The organism is Streptomyces sp. NPDC058469 (assembly GCF_042721125.1).
GTDB lineage: Bacteria > Actinomycetota > Actinomycetes > Streptomycetales > Streptomycetaceae > Streptomyces.
Genome location: NZ_JBHXME010000323.1, coordinates 1 through 3,672, shown reverse-complemented (window position 1 = coordinate 3,672; position 3,672 = coordinate 1). Strand labels below are relative to the sequence as shown.

Genomic DNA, 3,672 nt, shown 5'->3' with positions numbered 1-3,672 from the left:
CGCCCGGGCCGCCGACGCCGGCCACGTCGTGACCGGCGTCCACCTCGCGCTCTCCGCGAACCCGAAATCGTTCCGCACGGGCGCGCGTGGCTGTTGCACGATCGAGGACTCACGGGACGCCCGCCGCGCCGCCGACGTCATCGGCATCCCGTTCTACGTCTGGGATCTCGCCGACCGCTTCCGTGAGGACGTCGTCGAGGACTTCGTCGCCGAGTACGAGGCCGGCCGCACCCCGAACCCCTGCCTGCGCTGCAACGAGAAGATCAAGTTCGCCGCGCTCCTCGACAAGGCGCTCGCCCTCGGCTTCGACGCGGTCTGCACCGGCCACTACGCCCAGGTGATCGTGAACGAGGACGGCACCCGCGAACTGCACCGCGCCTCCGACATGGCGAAGGACCAGTCGTACGTCCTCGGTGTCCTGGACGAGAAGCAGCTCGCGCACGCGCTCTTCCCGCTCGGCGACACGGTGACGACGAAGGACGAGATCCGCGCCGAGGCCGAGCGCCGCGGCCTCGCGGTCGCCAAGAAGCCCGACTCGCACGACATCTGCTTCATCGCCGACGGCGACACCCAGGGCTTCCTCGCGGGCCGCCTGGGCAAGGCCGAGGGCGACATCGTCGACGAGTCCGGCTCCGTCATCGGCTCGCACGAGGGCGCGTACGGCTTCACCATCGGCCAGCGCAAGGGCCTGCGCATCGGCACCCCGGCCGCCGACGGCAAGCCGCGCTACGTCCTGGACATCTCCCCGGTCGACAACACCGTGACGGTCGGGCCGGCCGCCTCCCTGGACGTCAGCGGCCTCACGGCCGTCAAGCCCCGCTGGTGCGGCACGGCGCCCACCGGCCCCGGCACGTACACCGCCCAGCTCCGCGCCCACGGCGGCGAGACCGAGGTCACCGCCGAACTGATCGACGGCACCCTGGAGGTGTCGTTCGCCGAGCCGGTACGGGGCGTGGCCCCCGGGCAGGCGATCGTGCTGTACGACGACACGCGCGTGGTCGGCTCGGCGACGATCGCGACGACCACGCGCGCGGCGACGGCGATGGCCTGACACGGCCGATCCCGCCCCCGTTCGCGGCTAGTCCGTGAAGAACTCCGTGAGCAGCGGCGCCAGGACGGTCGGGTCCACCATGTGGGTCTGACCGTCCAGGGTGCGATGCGTCCCGTCCGGCGCCGCGTCCGCCGCGGCCCGCGCGGCCTGCCGCATCCACTCGGCGCTCGCGCCGCCCGCGATCGTGAGCACCGGGACGGACAGGGACGCCAGCAGCTCCGCCGGCACCAGGCCGTCGCCCATGGCCGCGTCGTCGTAGGCGAGGGTGGGGGCGATCGCCTCCATGCCGGACCACATGGGGGAGCGGCGGGCGCCGTCGATCATCTCCGGGGGCGCGCCGGTGAGCGCCATGAAGAGCGCGACGGCGTCGCCGTGGCGACCTTCGGCGAGGAGTTCCGTGAGGCGCTCGGTGTACTCGGCGCGCTCCTTGGCGCCGCTCGCGTCGAGGGCGAACGGCGGCTCGTACAGGGCGACTTCGGTGACCGGGAGGCCGCTCGCCGCCGCGTGCAGGACGAGGGCGGCGCCGGAGGAGTGGCCGTAGAGCGCCGCGCTGCCGCCCACGGCGTCGATCAGCGCCGCGAGGTCCTCGACCTCCCGGGCCACGGCGAAGGGCGCCGTGTCGCCGCTGGCGCCCCGGCCCCGGCGGTCGTACGGGACGGCCCCGAACCGGTGCGCGAGCTGCGCGGCGAGCGGCAGGAGCCCGTCGCCCGTGGTCATCGCGCCACCGACCAGGACGACGGGCGGACCCGCACCGATGCGTTCGTACGCGATGGCGGTGCCGTCGCGCGAAACAGTCTTCTTGTCCATGCCGATGAAGACTGCCGAAGGAACGCCGATTAATCGGTTACGACACTTCTACTTCGTAGAAGCAGAGGTGGTCCTTGATCTGTGAGACGTCGGGCTTGGGGTCGGGGTAGGCCCACACCAGGTCGGCCGCGTCGGGGAGGGACCAGTAGGACGCGTCGCCCTTGAAGGGGCAGTGCGTGTGGGTCTCGGAGGGGGTCAGGAGGTCGAGGCGTACATCCTCCGGAGGGAGGTAGTACCGCACCGGAGAGCCGGTCTCCTTCAGGACGAGGGGGCGGTCGCTCTCCGCCAGCACCTGGTCGCCGTGGACGACGCGTACGTGCCGGTCGCCCTGCTCGATCGTGATCGTGTGTCCTTCAGCCATACCGGAAAAGCACTCGCGGGCCCCTGGTTCTTCCCGCGTACCGTGACGGCATGAAGATCTGTGTCTTTCTCTCCGCCGCCGACCTGGACGAGCGCTACACGCGCCCCGCGCGGGAGTTCGCGGAACTGCTCGGCAAGGGCGGGCACACTCCCCCACTGCCTTAAGGGCGTGGGGGGACCCCCCACGTGTGGGGCGGTTCGGAGGCCGGGCTGATGAAGGTGGTCGCCGACGGCGTACAGGCGTCCGGCGGACGGCTGGTGGGCGTTTCGGTGACCTTCCTGGCGGCGTCGGCACGGGCGGGCGCCGACGAGATGGTGATCGCGGCCGACCTCGCCGAACGGAAGAAGCTGCTCCTGGAGAAGTCGGACGCCGTGGTGATCATGGTGGGCGGCACCGGGACGCTGGACGAGGCGACGGAGATCCTGGAGCTGAAGAAGCACGGCCACACCGACAAGCCGGTGGTGCTGCTCAACACGGCGGGCTTCTACGACGGCCTGAAGACCCAGTTCCGGCGCATGGAGGACGAGGGGTTCCTGCCCGTCCCGCTCACCGACCTGGTGTTCTTCGCCGAGGAGCCGGTCGGGGCGCTGGCCTACCTGGAGGAGAGCCAGGGCATCGAGTGATGCGAGCATGGCGGACATGGCTACACATGTGATCACCGGGGCCGGTTCCGGCATCGGCGCGGCCGTCGCCCGCCGGCTGCACGCGCGCGGGGACGAACTCGTGCTCCACGCGCGCGACGCGGGCCGCGCGAAGGAACTGGCGGCGCAGTACCCCGGGGCGAGCACCCTGGTGGGCGACCTCGCGGACCCGGACAAACTCAGCTGGGCGTTCTCGCACCAGAGCCTGCCCGGCCGGGTGGACACGCTCCTGCACATCGCCGGGGTGGTCGACCTCGGCCCAGTGGGTGACCTGACCCCGAAGACCTGGCGCCACCAGCTCAACGTCAACCTGATCGCCCCCGCCGAACTGACCCGCCACTTCCTGCCCCAACTCCGGGTCTCCGGCGGCCACGTCCTCTTCGTGAACTCCGGCGCGGGACTGCGGGCGAGCGCCGACTGGTCCGCGTACGCCGCGTCCAAGCACGGCCTGAAGGCCCTGGCTGATTCCTTGCGCCACGAGGAGCACGACAACGGCGTCCGCGTCACCTCGGTCTACCCCGGCCGCACCGCCAGCCCCATGCAGGCCAAGGTCCACCAACAAGAGGGCAAGCAGTACGACCCCTCCCAGTGGATCGACCCCGAGTCGGTCGCGACGACGATCCTGATGGCCATCGACCTGCCGGCGGACGCGGAGGTCAACGACCTGACGGTGAGGCCGGGCCCCCGGCGTTGAAGCCCGGGGCGGCAAAATCAGGTCCGTCCGGCGTTTGAGGACGAGACCCCTTCAGGGCCGAAGCGGGGTCTGGGGGCGCAGCCCCCAGGGTCACCGCCACACCCCCGGAGGGTTCCGT

Annotated in this window: 4 protein-coding genes and 1 pseudogene; 3 read left to right on the top strand and 2 right to left on the bottom strand. The window is 71.5% G+C overall.

Annotation, left to right across the window (positions count from 1 at the left end; genetic code table 11):
- A partial coding sequence (mnmA, locus tag ACFWP5_RS52050; RefSeq protein WP_384174380.1) for a tRNA 2-thiouridine(34) synthase MnmA occupies window positions 1–1,051 on the top strand: 1,051 nt, incomplete at its 5' end.
- A gap of 27 nt (window positions 1,052–1,078) precedes the next feature.
- Here mnmA and ACFWP5_RS52045 read toward each other — a convergent pair.
- Together ACFWP5_RS52045 and ACFWP5_RS52040 are read right to left on the bottom strand one after the other, a co-directional pair.
- Window positions 1,079–1,858 carry an alpha/beta fold hydrolase gene (locus ACFWP5_RS52045; RefSeq protein WP_384174377.1) on the bottom strand — a complete coding sequence of 260 codons (780 nt, stop codon included), beginning with the start codon at window positions 1,856–1,858 and terminating at the stop codon, window positions 1,079–1,081.
- 37 nt (window positions 1,859–1,895) lie between these two features.
- Complete coding sequence (locus ACFWP5_RS52040; protein WP_384174374.1) at window positions 1,896–2,219, bottom strand: DUF427 domain-containing protein; 324 nt, start codon at window positions 2,217–2,219, stop codon at window positions 1,896–1,898.
- A gap of 50 nt (window positions 2,220–2,269) precedes the next feature.
- On the opposite strand from ACFWP5_RS52040, the pseudogene ACFWP5_RS52035 reads away from it, so the two are divergent.
- Both ACFWP5_RS52035 and ACFWP5_RS52030 read left to right on the top strand, forming a co-directional pair.
- A pseudogene (locus ACFWP5_RS52035) lies at window positions 2,270–2,842 on the top strand (LOG family protein).
- Between the two features lie 7 nt (window positions 2,843–2,849).
- Window positions 2,850–3,554 (top strand): SDR family oxidoreductase, encoded by a 705-nt coding sequence (locus ACFWP5_RS52030; RefSeq protein WP_384174371.1) that lies wholly within the window; start codon window positions 2,850–2,852, stop codon window positions 3,552–3,554.
- Window positions 3,555–3,672: the final 118 nt, after the last annotated feature.

Coding starts and splice junctions, on each gene's coding strand:
- ACFWP5_RS52045 (WP_384174377.1), bottom strand. CDS start 1,858: ATGGACAAGAAGACTGTTTCGCGCGACGGCACCGCCATCGCGTACGAA.
- ACFWP5_RS52040 (WP_384174374.1), bottom strand. CDS start 2,219: ATGGCTGAAGGACACACGATCACGATCGAGCAGGGCGACCGGCACGTA.
- ACFWP5_RS52030 (WP_384174371.1), top strand. CDS start 2,850: ATGGCGGACATGGCTACACATGTGATCACCGGGGCCGGTTCCGGCATC.